Origin of the sequence: Mycobacterium sp. E802, from assembly GCF_001666875.1 — a bacterium.
Lineage (GTDB): Bacteria > Actinomycetota > Actinomycetes > Mycobacteriales > Mycobacteriaceae > Mycobacterium.
The window spans coordinates 1-528 of sequence record NZ_LZJD01000075.1 but is presented as its reverse complement, the minus strand read 5'-3'; the positions used below and the strand labels follow the sequence as shown (position 1 = coordinate 528).

At 67.4% G+C, this 528-nt stretch carries 1 pseudogene; it reads left to right on the top strand.

Annotated features, from left to right (window positions below):
• A pseudogene (ligC, locus tag A5699_RS10970) lies at positions 1-528 on the top strand (ATP-dependent DNA ligase); the annotation flags it as partial.

The window sequence follows — 528 nt, the reverse complement described above, 5'->3', positions numbered from 1 at the left end:
GGGCGAGCCCTTCCGGACGCGGCGTGAGGCGTTGGTCGAGGCGGTCAAGGAGAACCAGGCTCGGTGTCACGTCACCCGCACCACCACCGACCCCGAGCTCGGTGCCCAGTGGTTGCAGACGTTCGAGGGCGCGGGCTTGGACGGGGTGATCGCCAAGCGGCTCGACGGGCCATACCTGCCGGACAAACGCGTCATGTTCAAGATCAAACACGAGCGGACCGCCGACTGCGTGGTCGCCGGCTACCGCGTCCACAAATCCGCGGACGACGCCGTCGGCTCGCTGTTGCTCGGGCTCTACACCGACGACGGTGAGCTGGCCTCCGTCGGCGTCATCGGGGCGTTTCCGATGGCGACCCGGCGCAAGCTGTTCACCGAATTGCAGCCGCTGGTAACGAGTTTCGAGCATCATCCATGGAACTGGGCCGCGCAGGTGGCCGCCGACCCGGATGCGGCCCGCAGATATGGCGGCGGCTCACGCTGGAACGCCGGCAAGGATTTGTCGTTCGTACCGCTGCGACCCGAACGGGT